The sequence below is a fragment of the Celeribacter indicus genome, assembly GCF_000819565.1.
Taxonomy (GTDB): domain Bacteria; phylum Pseudomonadota; class Alphaproteobacteria; order Rhodobacterales; family Rhodobacteraceae; genus Celeribacter; species Celeribacter indicus.
Map to the genome: position 1 here is coordinate 3334508 of NZ_CP004393.1, position 13465 is coordinate 3347972.

The window sequence follows — 13465 nt, forward strand, 5'->3', positions numbered from 1 at the left end:
GGCGAAGGCCATGGGCCGTGGCTCGGCTTCGCCTGCGCCCGCACCACCCACCATGGCCTTCGGTCTGGACGGTCTCCCCCCTCTCTTCGCCAGAGGGGCAGTTCGGTTTCATGCGAAAGCCGAACAAAGGAGAAAAAAGAAATGAAAGCAGATGTTTATCAGAAAGTGACCGACAAGATTATTGCCGATCTGGAGAAAGGCGAGCTGTCTTGGCTCAAGCCGTGGAACAGCGGGAATCTGGAAGGGAAGATCACCAAGCCCCTGCGGCACAACGGCATGCCCTACAACGGCATCAACGTGCTGATGCTCTGGGGGGCGAGTGTTGAGGCGGGTTATCTTTCCCCACACTGGATGACCTTCAAACAGGCCAAGGAGCTGGGGGCGCATGTCAAGAAGGGCGAGCGCGGCAATCTGGTGGTTTACGCCAACACGATCACCAAGACCGAAGAGCAGGACGATGGCAGCGAGGAAGAGCGCCAAATCCCCTTCATAAAGGGATACAGCGTCTTCAATGTCGAGCAGATCGAAGGCTTGCCCGAGCACTACTACGCCAAGCCCGAGGCGATCATTGATCCGGCCTTGCGGATCAGCCACGCGGAAGAGTTTTTCGGAAACACTGGCGCGGACATTCGCCACGGCGGGAACAGCGCCCATTATAGCGGCGGCAGCGATCACGTGCAGATGCCAGCATTCGAGACGTTCCGCAGCCCCGAGGCCTACTACGCCACGCTTGCCCATGAACTGACCCACTGGACGAAGCACAAAAGCCGCCTTGATCGCGACTTTGGCCGCAAGCGCTGGGGCGATGAAGGCTATGCCCGCGAGGAACTGGTTGCCGAGCTGGGCGCGGCGTTTCTCTGCGCCGATCTGGAGCTGACCCCCGAGCCGGGCATGGATCATGCCGCCTATATCCAGAGCTGGCTCAAGGTCTTGAAGGAAGACAAGCGCGCGATCTTTGCCGCCGCTGCCCATGCGCAGCGCGCCGCCGATTTCCTGCATGGCATCCAGCCCCTCACTGAGGACGAACAGGCCGAAGGAGTCGCCGCGTAAGCGGCGACTCCCCCATGGGGAGGGCACGACATGGAAACGCACAAGATCACATGGCGCGGCGTTGAGCTGATCATCACCTTCACGCCCGAGAAATTCGGCTTGGTCGATCATATCGAGATCGAAACCAAAGGCCGCGCACCGCTGCCCGTCACCGAGACGGGCTATCGCTCGCACTTTATTCCGGTTGGCACGGTGGCCGAATATGGCGGCGCGGCCGAATTCATCACCGCTTGGCTGGAGCATGAGGCGAGCCGCACAGGCTGGAACGGCGCGCAGCTATCCTTGTTTTGATGGAGCGGAAAAATTTCGCGGCTAGCCTTACGGCCAGCCGCGTAGTTGCGGTATATCGTACCTGACTCTTAATGCGGTTGGGATATAATCGTCAGGCAGGAAGACATAACTTAGCAAAATTGATTCCAAGAAATCAAGAAAACAATCACCGGAAGTTCATCATTCACTACTGCCGGCTCTCGCTGCAATAATTTAAAGAGCCCTGATTTCCTCTGATCCAATCAATAAGATTTATTTTCTTGGCGTTATTCAGTCAAGAGAAATGGAGCCCTGCGAAATAATCAACGTTCGGGAAACAGGCCGGGCATCCACCGCTCCGCGAATTTCGCGGGGAATGCCAGATACAGCGGGGCGCGGGTGCTCTCCGAGCGGATCGCGCCCGCCTTGAGCAGGGCCGAGGTGATGCGCCGAGCCGCGCGGTCGCTCATACCAAGCATGTCGTCAACCTCACCGCGCTCCAGAACGCCGCGATAGAGAATTGCCTTGAGCACGATATCGGATTTGGGCGGCAGCGCCCCCGCGCGCATCTCTTCCTCCGTCCAGATCATGATCCGGTCGCGCAGGCGATCCGCCTGCATCAGCGAGCCCATGAACTCCACCTGATCGATGCAGGCACGCAGGAAGAATTCAGTGAAGGACGCCAGCGCGGCTTCGCTGAGATTGCCGCGCCCGTCCATATCACCGCGACGCGGCCCGTCGCAGGCCTCCAGATGTGCCTTGTAGTCCTTCTCGCGCCGCGCAAGGCCGCGCGCGACAGACCACAGCCCGCGCGTATCCAGTGCGCGCCGCAGCATCGCATAGGACATCAGGCGGGCAACGCGGCCATTGCCGTCCAGAAACGGGTGAACCCAGAGCAGGCGGTGATGGGCGCAGGCGGCGGCAAGGATGGCTTCCGTCCGGCCTGCGCGCGCGTAGGCCTGATGCATCCGGCCCAGAAACCGGCGCACCGCGCCAGGGCTGACAGGGACATGGCGACCGACCTCGACATAGTGCGTGCGGAACGCGCCAGGCACGACCGGCAGACGCTCGCCGGTCTTGGGATTCTCCACGAAGAGCAGGTCTTCGGGCAGCAGCTCGCAGAAGCGGCGGTGCAGCTCGGCGATCATGGCGGGGGCGGTCGGCGGCTCTTCCAAGCCGCCCTCATCGATCCATTTCTGGACAGTGATATGAGCCTTCGCCTCAAGCTGGAGGTCGCGCTTCTTCGGGTCGGCGCTGTAGTCGCCCGCAAGCGCGCGTTCGATATCAATGGGATGCGTGTTGTGGCCTTCGATCAGATTCGAATAGTAGCAGTTCATCGAGCGCACGAGATCGGCCAGCGCGGTGGCAATCGACTCCGGCAGGCTGGCGCGGAAGGCGGCGGACTTCTCGGCCAGCTCCAGGGCGAGATCGTTCAGCGTCCCCCTGCGCGGAGAGCCTTCCGCCACCATCAGCGGCTCGAAAAGTGCTATGCTCTCGCCATCGTCGCGCGCCATTGCGCCCACCTGCTTTCTGTCCGGTTCTGTGGCCGGACGCCCAACCAATAGATTCACACAATATCATATAGTTGATGGAAAAGGAAGCGATGCAAGCGCCGCATATCTGGCCGCTTCTATGGCCGCTTCTATGGCCGGTTTCAAGGCCGGATGAGCGGGCGGAAATGAATAGTCATGATTGAAGTGCCGCAGCGCACGGCCTGAGCCTAGCGCAATGTCCGCGAAAGCCGGAGAAAGGACAGGAACATCGAGCCGTCGCGGGGGGCGACGACTCGATGCCTTGCGAAATTTGCGGCTGGATTCTCAGGCCTGCCGCTTCGACAAGATGTGCACGGCTTGGAGACGCTCTGGCTATTCGGTTGTCCAAGCCATCAATAATATCGCATGGCTGATCTTGAATTATGAAGAAATCCATCAGCCAATAGCGACAAAATCTGTTGATAAGATTCTTGAAAAAACCGAAGTGGGCTTTTGGGAGCGCGCAAGAAAATGCGGCCAGCCTGACGGCTGACCGCTGATTGACTAAAGACCTGGCGGACGCGCCGCCAGTTCAGCTTCGATGTTGCGCATCGATTTGAGCGCGTTGCGGCGCTCTTGAGACCCGCGCGGGGCGGCGGCAAAGGCGTTGAACGCCTCGGCCAGAAGGCCGTGCAATTCTGCCGTGCTGCGGGATGCCGCTTCAAAACGTGAGACGAGTGTCATCTCATCCTCCTTTTGCTTCAAGGAGGCCCCAAACCACTCAGGGCCTTTCGGCCCCGCACAACCATCATCGGCCCATGGAAGGCCTGATGGTTCGGGAGGTGAACTTGATCCTGCAAACAGGTGGATGCGCATGGCGCGCTTCGCTAACCGTTTGATGCGGTGATCTTCAAAGCTCTGGCGGGATTGATCGGAATGTCGGGAGAGGTCTGACCACAGCGTTTGTCCGCCTCCATGCACCCAGGAGCGGCGACGTGTTCCAAAGGCGCAATTATCGATCTGAGAACAGGTGCACATCCGTCTCGCGTCGGCGCATGGCGTCAGGATAGCCGCTTCTTTCGATAACCGTGCTGGTGAACTTCCTTTGCTCATCGCTGGCTTGCCGCAGAGAGCCCTTATTCCCTGGCCGAAGCGGCTCGCCCTTCAATGTCCTGCCCGCTCCAAGGTGCCGTGTTGAACATGAAAGCCGATCCTTTGCTTCGGCCAATCGGGAGGGCGTTAGCAAGCCAACGACAAGCAAAGGAGAAACATCATGGCACGCGAAAAAACCAACCAGAACCCGCCCCTGAATGCGCCCGACTATCTGGCGTGGCACGTCACCCAGAAAGGCGACAAGGCCTATTGGAACAAGGTGGGAGCCGCATGGATGCACAAGGACGGGCGGGGCTACACGCTCCAGCTTGAGACCTGTCCGATCAATGGCCGCATCGTTCTGCGCCTGCCGCCGGAAGATGCCCCCGAGACTGCAAACGACGCGGGGCGCGCATGAGCGCCCCCATCACCTTGCAGGAGTTCCACGTTGATCCTGCCCGTCTTGCGTCCGGCGCATGGTGCCACACGCGAGACCGCCAGATCGGTGAAGGCGATATCAGCGCCTCCTACAGCGCCGACAAGATCGGACTGGAAGGCCGCGTCCGCTCGCCCTTCAAATGGCAAAATGCCCTTTGGGTATCGGTCGGCGGCACGTCCAAAGGTGACTACCGCGCCGTGCAAGCCTACCGCATCATAGAGCGCAGGTTCTTTGACGGCACCCCGATCACCTATCAGGAAAGCGTCTCTGCCCCTAAACCTCTGGAGGGCTTCTATCACGGCATGGCCGTGAAATGGGGCAAGCTGGATTGCGTTCTGATCGGCCCTGCCAGCCTCTTTCTTCCATCGGAAAAAAAGGCCGCGCCCGAGCAGGCCAATATGTTTGATCTACTTTGAAAAATCAGGAGCCTTCATCCGAAGGCTCCAACTTTGCGAGTTTATCGGATAACGCCTGCAACTCGACAATGAATCGGTCGAGTTGGTCTTTCGAAAGCGTCATGCCGTAATATCCATCGCAGAGTTCGCATATCCGCACGCCTTTATGTGTCAGCGCGATATCAATGACCGACGCTCCCTTTTCACCAAGGCATTCAATGATCGATCCGAATTCCTCTTCCATTATCGCGTGATGCCAATCGTAGTGCCCGGACATATTTGTCGTCATGTATCTTCCTTCCTGCTCTTGCTCCCCATCGTAGCACTGAGGCCGCGCTCGGGCGTAGCCCCGACGCCGCTCCATCCATATCATTCTTGGCATTATCGACCCCGCTGCCATCACCTCTGGCACATCGCAGTCTCGAACGCCCCAACGCCCTTACGTCCTTTCGTTCCGGCTTCGTCCTTCCAGCAGATTTGCCGCTAACCCTGGCATGGCCGACTTGCCGGTCAATGGGCTGCCCGCGCCAGCGGCTTCGCCGCCCGTGTTGCCCATGATCGCCTGCGTCTTCGTCCCTGCCGTTTTGGGCGCGTCCATCAGGACGAAACCCATGAAACGAAAGGAGAAAGCAATGGGACTAGATATGTATGCGATGATTTCAGATGAGAGCTTCGACCGCGAGGTCGATTTCAAGCCCGGTCAGGGTGTGGGGGAGTTGCACTACTGGCGCAAGCATCCCAACCTGCACGGCTGGATGAGAACGCTTTACTTTGAAAAGGGCGGCGAGCAGCCTGATTTCAACTGCACGCCCGTCACCTTGACCGAGACTGACCTCAGCAGGTTGGAAGCCGACATCAATGCCGGAAACCTGCCACCAACCGAAGGCTTCTTCTTCGGCGCGTCCGATGGATCGGAGTCCGAAGACGATCTGGCCTTCGTTGCCAAGGCGCGTGAAGCCATCGCCGATGGTGATACCGTCTTCTACTACGCCTGGTGGTAATCGACCTTTGAGCGCCGCCCGGCCTCGGGCGGCGCTTCAATGCACACTTCGCCGCTGGCGATAGTGCCTGAGCAGAGCAAAGAGAGCATCCGCGTATGGGCTTTGCAAGAATGCATCGCCATTCTTCGCCAATAGCACCACGGAATATATTCGGTCCACGTAGGAAGCGCGCACGACCTCATTGCCTTCATTCATGACGCGCACGCTTAGGATAATAAGCCGCTGAATAAAATGCTGGCCGTATTGCTTCTTTGCGGCAGATACTTTGCGCCAGAACTCGTCCATGACCCGTTCTTTGAGACGGCGTTCAATATCTTCATCATCTTTGGCCATCGGTCTATTCCGGCACGTGATCTTCATCATCAAACCAGTCATCGCGTTTTGCGCGGGGCTTGAACTCGGGCACCAGCACGTCCGGCTTTTGCTTGTGCCGAGCATGGGTCAGGCGGATGGCAAGGCGCACCGTTTCCTCCGCCGCCAGATGAAAATGCTGCCGCAGCTCATCGAGCAAGCAGGCATGCGCCTCGTCAAGATTGAGCATAAGTGTATGTCGCATAATAGTTTCCTTTCAAATGCTAGAGGTTGAAATCAGGGCCGCTATCCCGTGAGCGGCCTCGCTCGCGGCTCTTGTCTTTCTTCGGCGTCTCGGGCTGCTTGGCGAGGTCGGCATTGACCTTGGCCGTCGCAGCATGGCCGCGCTCCATCATCAGATAGGCGGATAGCTCGTTGTGCAGGTCCGCGATGTCCTTGCTGCGCTTGTCCTTCATCTGCTTGATGGCACGCTGGAGTTGCTGGCGCTCATCGAGCTGGCGGGCGACCAAATCATCCCGCTCGGCCTGATCGCGCACGTAGCTGTGCCAGGTCTCCATCTCGTTCTGCGTTCTGATCTTCGAGTATTTTCCCGTGATCCGGCTCCACAGGCCGCCAATGCCTTTCGGCAGGCGCGCAGCTCTTGCCGCCGTCTCCTTGTCCCAGCGGACGCGCTGCGCATCGTCCAGAGACTTGCGATCCGCGCGATGACGCTCGACCATCTGGGCACGCTTGAACTCGATAGCCGGGTGCTTCTGGAAGTACGTCTTATTGATTTCGAGGGCGTATTTGTGGAGTTGCCCGCTCATTGCCCGCGCGATCTCCGCGCGGCGTTCCTGCACGCCGGGCAGCTTGACTGCATCCGGCATGCGGGCCGCGACATCTTTGGCCTTCACGCCCGACCAGCGGGCGAGCGCGTAAATCTCACCCTGATAATCGACGGCGACGACAGCGCGACGATCACCGCGCGCGAGATAGAAGCCTTTCTCTTCCAAGGCAGACTGGAGGCTTTCCGCGTTGTCGGAGGACTGCCATGCCTGCCTGAACATCGCCTTGACAAGCCGGGCGTCGGCCATCGCACGCTTGGCCTGCTGCCATTCGGCGCGCGTGAAGTTCAGAGGGTTCCGCAAGGCCTGATCGACAATGCCCTTCGGCATGTCCCAGCCATGCTGGAGATACAACTCCTTCGAGACCTCCATCAGACGGCGCTTGAAGAACGGCAGGTTCTTCGCCGTCATCGTCTCGGCGTCGATCCGCGACCATACGGCATGGGCGTGCCGCCTGCCTTCCTTTTCGTGGAAGACGATAGCGCGCGGATGCCCGTCCAGGCCAAGCTTCTGCTCGACCATATCGATGGCCGTCTCGAAAGTAGCGGCATCGACCCGCTCACCTTCCGGCGGATTCAGGCTGAGGGAGAACAGATGCTGCTGGCAGCGCGTGCCCTTGGCAACGGCCTGCGCTTCCAGAAGCGCGTCGAGAAGCTGCTCGTCGGAGACGAAACCCCGCAACTCGTGCAGCTCGACATGCTCATTGTCGCGGGTGTTTATCAGGTGACGGGCGAGCCTGGCGGCGTTGCCGCGCTGAGAGCCTTCGAGGATCATGGCTCACCCCCTTCGCTCAAGCTGCCGAGCGCGCGCATCAACTCTTCTCGCATGGCCTTCACATCGGCGCAGGCCTGACGAAGTTCGGTTTCGACCTCCGGCGAGACAGGCAGTGATCCGCTGTTGGACGCTCGGGCGAGCTGGTTGAGATTCTGCGACAAACGCGACGAGCCGAGCGCGCCCAAAACGCGCCCAAGGGCTTCCTGATCCTTGACCGGACGGCGCCCACGCCTTTTGCGCGGCGCAGCATCATCGCCCAGCAGCTCTTCGCGGATATACCGTCCAAGAGGCATGCTGCCCCGCAACATATCCAGTGTGGCCCGCTCATCGAACGTGAAGCGCAGCGAGAACGGCGGCGGGTACTTGGGCCGCTGATCCTTTGCTAACTTATTGAATCGTCTATCTAAGGTGCTCATCGCCGCACCTCAGATCGCTCAGATCATAAGGTGCGAGATGGTGTTCCCATTCCTGGAGGACTTCGAAGAGACGGTTCGATTCCGCTCCCGTTGGGTCCACCACTCATACCCGAAATTTCAGGTCCGGAATTGCGCGCGAGACTTTCGCACCGGCCCGTCCTGTCGGCACCTGAGCGAAGCGCCTTGCGGGGGAGAGGCCCCGAAGCCGTCTCCCGTCTCCGCCCCTCATCGCGCCCTGTGGAGGCGCGGGAACTCTCGAGGATCAAGGGCTCAGCCGGGACATCGGCCGTCCTTCCCGGAGCGACCGGCATGGCGACCCGGTCCCGCCCCGGCGCACCGTCCCCCTCCCGCCATCTTGACAGCGCGCGCCAACGACGCACCCTTGGGGCGGCAGCGAAAGGAGCGCGCAATGAATCTTCAGAGCAAGGATATCGCCTATGACGGGCCCGGCGGGCCGTTCATCGGAAAGCTGCACTGGGACGCCGATCTCGAGGGGCCGCGTCCCGGTGTGATCGTGTCGCCGGCCTTCCGCGGACGGTCCGCGTTCGAGGACCAGCGCGCGGAGGATCTGGCCGCGCTCGGCTATGTCGGCTTCGTCATGGATTATTACGGCGGCGGCCGGACCACCGAGAGCGCGGAGGAGGCCCATGCCGCCAAGGACCGGCTCGATGCCGATCGCCCGGCGCTGGCCGCGCGGATGGAGGCGGCGCTCGGCGCGCTGAAATCCGAACCTCTCGTGGATCCCGCCCGCACGGCGGCCATGGGCTTCTGCTTCGGCGGCAAGAGCGTGCTCGATCTCGCGCGGCAGGGGGCGGAGCTTTGCGGCATCGTCTCCTTCCACGGCATCCTCGACCGCGCCCCGACCGCACCCGACGTCCCGATCAGGGCGGCGGTGCTGGTCTGCCACGGCTGGGACGATCCGCTCGCCCCGCCACACAGCGTCACGGAGCTTGGCGAGGAACTGACCGCACGCGCGACGGACTGGCAGATCCATGCCTACGGCCATACCGGCCATGGTTTCACCAACCCGGCGGCGAAGGCCGGGGCGCAGCCCGGTTTCGGCTATGCCCCCGCGGCGGCGGCACGGAGCTGGCGGACGACGGTGGATTTCCTGGGCGGGCTGTTCGACTGACCGGGCGGCCGCCGCCGTGGCACCGCGTCGCAACACGCCGGTCCGATCCGGGCAATTGGCACCTTTTGATGCGGCGCGCTCCGGCATATGGTGGCGGCGCAGTCAGCCTCCCCCGCCCGGAGGAGAAAGTGAGTTCCCATGGCCGCTAAATCCGAAAGCGCCGCCCCGTTCAATGTCGTCGTCGTCGGCCAGGACGGGCGGCTGATGTATGAAGCGCTGCTCTTCGCGGCCTCGCTGCGGCAGTCCGATCCGGGGTTTTCCGGCCGCCTCTTCGTGGCCGAGCCGCAGCCGGGGCCGCTCTGGCCCGGCGATCCGCGCATGAAACAGTCCGATGCCCGCGCCGCCTTCGACCGGCTCGGGGCGGAGATCCTGCCCTTCGAGAGCCGCCATTTCGGTCATGCCTATCCCTATGGCAACAAGATCGAGGCGCTTCTCGCCCTGCCCGAGGGCGAGCCCTTCGTCTTCTTCGACACGGACACGCTCATCACCGGACCGCTCTCCGAGGTGCCGTTCGATTTCTCGCGGCCCTGTGCCTCGCTGAAGGCGGAGGGCACATGGCCGCAGATCGAGCTGTACGGGCCGGGCTATGCGGAAATCTGGAAATCGCTCTACGACCGGTTCGGGCTCGATTTCGAGAGCACGCTCGACCTGTCGCAGCCGGACGAATACTGGAGGCGCTACCTCTATTTCAACGCGGGCTTCTTCTTCTACGAATGCCCCGGCGTCTTCGGCCGGCGCTATCTCGAGATCGCGCTGGCGATCCGGGACGATCCACCGGAAGCCGCGCAGCTCCAGGTCTTCGATCCCTGGCTCGACCAGGTCGCCCTGCCGCTCGTGATCCATGCGCTCGGCGGCGCGCGCCGGACGATTCCCGCGGACACGCTCGACGGCAGGACGAGCTGCCATTACCGCACCTTCCCGCTGCTCTTCGCGCGCGAGGAGGATCGCGTGGTCGAGGTGCTGCGCGAGGCCGCCTCCCCGAACTGGATCAAGAAGGTGCTGAAGGAATACGAGCCGATCAGGCGGCTCGTCTACCAGCCGAAGGGCGACCGGATCCGCGGGATGTTCGACCGCGACCACCTGCCGCGCCGCGAACAGATGATCCGCAACCAGATCAAGAAGGCGGGTCTCTGGATGCGCTGAAGCGCCCGCGGCGGCAAAACAGGCGAGGTTTCGCCCGCCGCCCGCGCAGCGGCGTCCGGGACGCCGGTTTCTCTTTGCTCCGGGCGGAAGCTGCGATAGTGTGCCCTCCGAACTCCGGGGAACTCGAGCAAGAACACGGAAATGAAACCGAATTTCGCCCTTGATCTGAGCCATGACGGGATCGTGCTTCTGCATCGCGCCTCCGCCGGGTGGCATCACATGGGCGAAGTGTCGCTGGACGCCCCCGACATGGCGGCCGAGCTCGAGCAGCTCCGCGATCTCGCCACCGCCGTCTCGACGCGCGGGCTTTCGAGCAAGCTCGTCATTCCCGACAGCCAGATCCTGTACCGCAGCATTCCCGATCCGGGGCCCGATACGGCGACCCGCGACGCGGCCATCCGCGCCGCGCTCGAGGGTGCGACGCCCTACGCGCTCGGCGATCTGGTCTGGGACTGGCGCACCGTCGCGGGACGGTTGCAGATCGCCGTGGTCGCGCGCGAGACGCTGGAGGAGGCGGAGGCCTTCGCCACGGAGCACCGGTTCAACCCGGTCACCTTCGTCGCGATGCCCGATCCCGCGCTGTTCGGCGGTGAGCCGTTCTTCGGACGCACCCGCTCCGCGGATGCGCTGATCGGCGCGGACGTGACGGTGGAGCCCGACCGGGAGGCGATGCACCTCCTGTCCCATCGCGCCACCGCGAAAGCGCCCGCCCCTGCCCCGGCGCCGGAGGAGACCGTGCCGGAGGAGACCGTGCCCGAGGCGGAGATTGCTGAGGTTCCCGCCGAGACCGCTCCCGGCGAGGCGGCCTCCGGCATGCTGCCGATTCCCCTCGTCGCGACGGAGACGGACGAGAAGGCATTTCCCGCCACCGACGCTGCGCCGGCCGAACCTCTCCCGCCCGAAACCGGCGCCGGCGAGGAAGCGCCCATGCTCGAGGACGCCGCCCCCGAGGATTTCGAGGATCCGGCCCCCGAGGCGCCGCGCGCCACCGGGGCGCAGGCCGCCCCCGGCGGCGACGAGCCGACGCCCCGGCCCGACCCCGCCGCCGACGCGACAGAGCCAGAAGCGCCGTCCGAAAAGGCCGAGAAGGCGAAAGACGAGGCGGAGGAGATCCGGTCCGAACCGGACCAAGATCCGGCGACCGCCTTCCACAGCCACCGCGCGGAGCTTCCGCAATCCGGCGAGGAGGCGGAGGCCGCGCCGCGCCTCGCGGCCCTGCCCTCGCGCGTGTTCAGCACCGCGCCCGCGGCGGCGGACATCCCGCCGGCCCCGCGCGTCGATGCCGCCACGCGCGCACCGGATCCTTCGCCGCATGTCTCGGTGACCTCGGGCGAAGTGCCGCTGTTCGAGGCGGACGAGACGCCGAAACCCCGGCTGCGCAAGTCGCCGAAGACCGGGCCGCTTCCCGAACCGCCGCCCATGCCCGCCCCTGCGGCGCCCGCCCGGCCGGATCCGCAGTCCGACGCTGCGGCAAAGCCCGGCGGCCGGGCGCTCGGCGCGCTCAAGGGGCTGTCGGGCCGCGCCGCCCAGGCCAAGGCGAAGCGCAAGGCGAAGGCGACGCCGCCCGCGGACATCGGAACCGCACCGCTGCCGATCGCGGTGACCGAGGGCGAGACGCTGCTGCCGCTTTCGGACCGTGCCGCGGGGCTCGACCGGATGGAGAACGCGCGCGACGAGGCAGAGGCGCTGACCGTGTTCGGTGCGCGGCGTCAGGCGCGTGCGGGAACCGGCAAGCCGCGCCGTCTCGGCCTGATCCTCACGGCGCTGCTGATCCTGCTGCTGCTCGTCGCGGGCCTGCTTGCCGGGCTGCTGCCCGAGGACGAGGCGCCGACCGACGCCTCCGGCCCTGCCGCCAGCCTCGAACAGACCGCCCCGCGCGACCTCGCCGGGACCGAAGGTGAGGCGGAGAGTGACCCGGACGGCGGGGAGGCCCCCACGACCACCGTGCTTGTGGAGCCGGACGCCGCCGGCACGGGCGTGGACGAGAGCGAACTCGCCTATGAGAGCGACGGGACGGAAGAGGAGCCCGAACTGCTCGACCAGGCCGTCCTGCCCGAACCGCCCGCCGGCGCGGAGGCCGCAGACGCGCCCGATCCGGCGGAGGTGGCGCAGCGCTACGCGGCGACGGGGATCTGGCCGCTCGCTCCGGAAGGCGGTGACGGCGAGGTCGCGGAGGACCGCCTCGAAGACGTCTACATCGCCTCGATCGACCCGGAGATCGAACCGCAGGACGCGCTTGCCCTCGCCCCCGGCGCCGGTCATTCGGCGGAGACGCCGCCGCGCGCCGCCACCCCGCCCGCCCCGCCGGGCACGGTCTACGATTACGACGACGACGGTTTCCTGCGCGCGACGCCGGAGGGCACGGTGACGCCCGACGGGGTCGTGGTCTATGCCGGACGGCCGGAGATCACCACGCGCCCGCGTCCCGGCAGCGATGCCGACACGGCCGAGGCCACCCCGGCCGACCCGCTCGAGGCGGCGACCGATGTGGACAATCCCGTGCGCCTTTCGCTTGCCTCCGCGCGGCCCTCGCTCCGGCCCGAGGATCTGATCGAGGACAACGAGCGCGCCAATCTCGGCGGCCTCACCCGCGCCCAGCTCGGCGGTTTCCGGCCCGCGCCGCGGCCGGTGTCCGAACAGGAGCGCGCGACCGAGGATGCGACCGAGGAGGGCGCCAGCGCGCCCTCTCCCACCGCGCCGGACGTCGCGGTCTCCCTCGTCCCGCAGGCCAGGCCGCAGGATTTCGAAAAGCTCGCGGCGGCTGCGGCCGCGGCGGCCAATGCCGCCAGCGACGCCGCATCGGAGCCCGAGGGAGAAACCACCGCACGCTCGGCGGCGGCGCAGGTCACCGCCCGCGTCCCGGAACCCGCCCTGCCCTCTTCCGCGCCCACCTCGGTCGCGCGCGCGGCCACGGTCGAGAACGCGATCAACCTGCGCAAGCTCAACCTGATGGGCGTCTACGGCGGCAATTCCGACCGCCGGGCCCTCGTGCGCCTGCCCTCCGGGCGCTTTGCCAAGGTGCAGGTCGGCGACAAGCTCGACGGCGGACGGGTGCAGTCGATCGGCTCGAGCACCCTCACCTATGTGAAGAAGGGCCGCGCCTACACGATCCAGGTGGGAAGCTGAGGCGGCGGCGCCCGAACCGGGCGGTTCCGCGGCGCGACCG

General features: G+C 64.4%; 16 protein-coding genes. 9 read left to right on the forward strand and 7 right to left on the reverse strand.

What is annotated here, in order from left to right; genetic code table 11:
• Positions 1-141 precede the first annotated feature (141 nt).
• A complete protein-coding gene (locus tag P73_RS16425) occupies positions 142-1050 on the forward strand; it encodes an ArdC family protein (protein ID WP_043870407.1) in 909 nt (302 codons plus the stop codon).
• Positions 1051-1080: 30 nt separating this feature from the next.
• Positions 1081-1341 carry a hypothetical protein gene (locus P73_RS16430; RefSeq protein ID WP_043870408.1) on the forward strand — a complete coding sequence of 87 codons (261 nt, stop codon included), beginning with the start codon at positions 1081-1083 and terminating at the stop codon, positions 1339-1341.
• 281 nt (positions 1342-1622) lie between these two features.
• Here P73_RS16430 and P73_RS16435 read toward each other — a convergent pair whose 3' ends face one another.
• Positions 1623-2813, reverse strand: a complete 1191-nt coding sequence (locus P73_RS16435) for a Fic family protein (protein ID WP_082033275.1) — start codon at positions 2811-2813, stop codon at positions 1623-1625.
• A 214-nt stretch (positions 2814-3027) separates the two neighbouring features.
• Between P73_RS16435 and P73_RS25725 the strand changes: the two genes are divergently transcribed.
• Entirely contained in the window at positions 3028-3324 is a 297-nt protein-coding gene (locus tag P73_RS25725) for a hypothetical protein (RefSeq protein WP_139267063.1), read from the forward strand.
• Positions 3325-3335: 11 nt separating this feature from the next.
• Here the strand turns inward: P73_RS25725 and P73_RS16440 are convergent, their stop codons facing one another.
• A complete protein-coding gene (locus tag P73_RS16440; protein ID WP_043870410.1) occupies positions 3336-3515 on the reverse strand; it encodes a hypothetical protein in 180 nt (59 codons plus the stop codon).
• A 529-nt stretch (positions 3516-4044) separates the two neighbouring features.
• Between P73_RS16440 and P73_RS16445 the strand changes: the two genes are divergently transcribed.
• A complete protein-coding gene (locus tag P73_RS16445; protein ID WP_043870411.1) occupies positions 4045-4281 on the forward strand; it encodes a hypothetical protein in 237 nt (78 codons plus the stop codon).
• Entirely contained in the window at positions 4278-4718 is a 441-nt protein-coding gene (locus P73_RS16450) for a hypothetical protein (RefSeq protein ID WP_043870412.1), read from the forward strand. Before P73_RS16445 ends, P73_RS16450 begins: the two co-directional genes overlap by 4 nt.
• 4 nt (positions 4719-4722) lie before the next feature.
• Here P73_RS16450 and P73_RS16455 read toward each other — a convergent pair whose 3' ends face one another.
• Positions 4723-4986 carry a hypothetical protein gene (locus P73_RS16455; RefSeq protein WP_043870413.1) on the reverse strand — a complete coding sequence of 88 codons (264 nt, stop codon included), beginning with the start codon at positions 4984-4986 and terminating at the stop codon, positions 4723-4725.
• A 322-nt stretch (positions 4987-5308) separates the two neighbouring features.
• On the opposite strand from P73_RS16455, the gene P73_RS16460 reads away from it, so the two are divergent.
• Complete coding sequence (locus P73_RS16460) at positions 5309-5698, forward strand: phosphoglycerate kinase (protein ID WP_245629188.1); 390 nt, start codon at positions 5309-5311, stop codon at positions 5696-5698.
• A 36-nt stretch (positions 5699-5734) separates the two neighbouring features.
• On the opposite strand, the gene P73_RS16465 is transcribed toward P73_RS16460, so the two are convergent.
• Genes P73_RS16465 through P73_RS16480 form a run of 4 tightly spaced genes read right to left on the reverse strand, consistent with a single transcriptional unit; the run spans position 5735 to position 8024 of the window.
• A complete protein-coding gene (locus P73_RS16465) occupies positions 5735-6031 on the reverse strand; it encodes a hypothetical protein (RefSeq protein WP_043870415.1) in 297 nt (98 codons plus the stop codon).
• A 4-nt stretch (positions 6032-6035) separates the two neighbouring features.
• A complete protein-coding gene (locus tag P73_RS16470; protein ID WP_139267064.1) occupies positions 6036-6254 on the reverse strand; it encodes a hypothetical protein in 219 nt (72 codons plus the stop codon).
• A 19-nt stretch (positions 6255-6273) separates the two neighbouring features.
• Positions 6274-7608: a relaxase/mobilization nuclease domain-containing protein gene (locus tag P73_RS16475; protein WP_074743067.1), complete on the reverse strand. Its 1335-nt coding sequence runs from the start codon at positions 7606-7608 to the stop codon at positions 6274-6276.
• The gene (locus P73_RS16480; RefSeq protein ID WP_043870417.1) at positions 7605-8024 is read right to left on the reverse strand and encodes a hypothetical protein; all 420 of its coding nucleotides are present in this window, start codon (positions 8022-8024) and stop codon (positions 7605-7607) included. The genes P73_RS16475 and P73_RS16480 overlap by 4 nt, the downstream gene beginning before the upstream one ends.
• A 409-nt stretch (positions 8025-8433) precedes the next feature.
• Here P73_RS16480 and P73_RS16485 point away from each other — a divergent pair, with 409 nt between their 5' ends.
• The 3 genes from P73_RS16485 (at position 8434) to P73_RS16495 (ending at position 13425) form a co-directional block, all read left to right on the forward strand.
• The gene (locus tag P73_RS16485; RefSeq protein ID WP_052453358.1) at positions 8434-9156 is read left to right on the forward strand and encodes a dienelactone hydrolase family protein; all 723 of its coding nucleotides are present in this window, start codon (positions 8434-8436) and stop codon (positions 9154-9156) included.
• Between the two features lie 138 nt (positions 9157-9294).
• Complete coding sequence (locus tag P73_RS16490; RefSeq protein WP_043870418.1) at positions 9295-10299, forward strand: hypothetical protein; 1005 nt, start codon at positions 9295-9297, stop codon at positions 10297-10299.
• A gap of 141 nt (positions 10300-10440) precedes the next feature.
• Positions 10441-13425, forward strand: a complete 2985-nt coding sequence (locus P73_RS16495; protein ID WP_043870419.1) for a ribonuclease E domain-containing protein — start codon at positions 10441-10443, stop codon at positions 13423-13425.
• Positions 13426-13465 lie beyond the last annotated feature (40 nt).

Excerpts from the sequence above, each read along its gene's own strand:
- P73_RS16480 (WP_043870417.1), bottom strand. The coding sequence starts at position 8,024 with ATGAGCACCTTAGATAGACGATTCAATAAGTTAGCAAAGGATCAGCGG.
- P73_RS16475 (WP_074743067.1), bottom strand. The coding sequence starts at position 7,608 with ATGATCCTCGAAGGCTCTCAGCGCGGCAACGCCGCCAGGCTCGCCCGT.
- P73_RS16430 (WP_043870408.1), top strand. The coding sequence starts at position 1,081 with ATGGAAACGCACAAGATCACATGGCGCGGCGTTGAGCTGATCATCACC.
- P73_RS16455 (WP_043870413.1), bottom strand. The coding sequence starts at position 4,986 with ATGACGACAAATATGTCCGGGCACTACGATTGGCATCACGCGATAATG.
- P73_RS16490 (WP_043870418.1), top strand. The coding sequence starts at position 9,295 with ATGGCCGCTAAATCCGAAAGCGCCGCCCCGTTCAATGTCGTCGTCGTC.
- P73_RS16470 (WP_139267064.1), bottom strand. The coding sequence starts at position 6,254 with ATGCGACATACACTTATGCTCAATCTTGACGAGGCGCATGCCTGCTTG.
- P73_RS16445 (WP_043870411.1), top strand. The coding sequence starts at position 4,045 with ATGGCACGCGAAAAAACCAACCAGAACCCGCCCCTGAATGCGCCCGAC.
- P73_RS16435 (WP_082033275.1), bottom strand. The coding sequence starts at position 2,813 with ATGGCGCGCGACGATGGCGAGAGCATAGCACTTTTCGAGCCGCTGATG.
- P73_RS16425 (WP_043870407.1), top strand. The coding sequence starts at position 142 with ATGAAAGCAGATGTTTATCAGAAAGTGACCGACAAGATTATTGCCGAT.
- P73_RS25725 (WP_139267063.1), top strand. The coding sequence starts at position 3,028 with ATGTCCGCGAAAGCCGGAGAAAGGACAGGAACATCGAGCCGTCGCGGG.
- P73_RS16450 (WP_043870412.1), top strand. The coding sequence starts at position 4,278 with ATGAGCGCCCCCATCACCTTGCAGGAGTTCCACGTTGATCCTGCCCGT.
- P73_RS16440 (WP_043870410.1), bottom strand. The coding sequence starts at position 3,515 with ATGACACTCGTCTCACGTTTTGAAGCGGCATCCCGCAGCACGGCAGAA.
- P73_RS16465 (WP_043870415.1), bottom strand. The coding sequence starts at position 6,031 with ATGGCCAAAGATGATGAAGATATTGAACGCCGTCTCAAAGAACGGGTC.
- P73_RS16485 (WP_052453358.1), top strand. The coding sequence starts at position 8,434 with ATGAATCTTCAGAGCAAGGATATCGCCTATGACGGGCCCGGCGGGCCG.
- P73_RS16460 (WP_245629188.1), top strand. The coding sequence starts at position 5,309 with ATGAAACGAAAGGAGAAAGCAATGGGACTAGATATGTATGCGATGATT.
- P73_RS16495 (WP_043870419.1), top strand. The coding sequence starts at position 10,441 with ATGAAACCGAATTTCGCCCTTGATCTGAGCCATGACGGGATCGTGCTT.